A 556-nucleotide genomic window follows, 5' to 3' on the forward strand; every position below is an offset into this window, starting at 1 on the left:
CCAGACGGTATCGGACCAGCCTGTGCCTGTGGGCCATCGTTCATTGCAGGTGGTGGGTGCCAGCGACAGTGTGCTGTGGTGCAACTTTCATGAGCTCTGTGAGCAGCCGTTGGCCGCGCACGAATTTATGGAGATCTGCGACCAATTCAAGGTGATTCTACTGAGCGAAGTGCCGTGCCTGAGTGCCGAGCAACGGGAAGGCAAGATTGCCCGTGGTACGGAAGATGGCGCGGTCAAGGTCGAAGCCGGAGACCGTGAACTGCCGCAGCTGTCCAGGTTCGACGACAGTGTGAGGCGTTTTATTGCCCTGATCGACGAATGTTACGACCGCAAAGTGCCGGTGTGCGTTGAGGCCCGGGTACCGATGGATGAGCTCTATACCCAGGGATACCTGGCGTTTGCCTTCCGCCGCACCCGGAGCCGCTTGCAGGAAATGCAACTGCAACGGTTTGGCCTTTAACCGCTGCCTAATGCGAAGTCGCAGCCTGCGACAAAGGTCATGTGTAGCAGCGGTCGAGTAGAGCGAGCCCGCGTCCGGCGGCGCAGCCGTCGTCAG

General features: G+C 59.9%; 1 protein-coding gene. It reads left to right on the forward strand.

What is annotated here, in order from left to right; translation table 11 throughout:
* The coding region (zapE, locus tag TU76_RS24245) for an AFG1/ZapE family ATPase (protein ID WP_048352695.1) at nt 1-460 on the forward strand (460 nt) is incomplete at its 5' end.
* Between the last annotated feature and the right edge of the window lie 96 nt (nt 461-556).

Origin of the sequence: Pseudomonas psychrophila (assembly GCF_001043005.1) — a bacterium.
GTDB classification, from domain to species: domain Bacteria; phylum Pseudomonadota; class Gammaproteobacteria; order Pseudomonadales; family Pseudomonadaceae; genus Aquipseudomonas; species Aquipseudomonas psychrophila.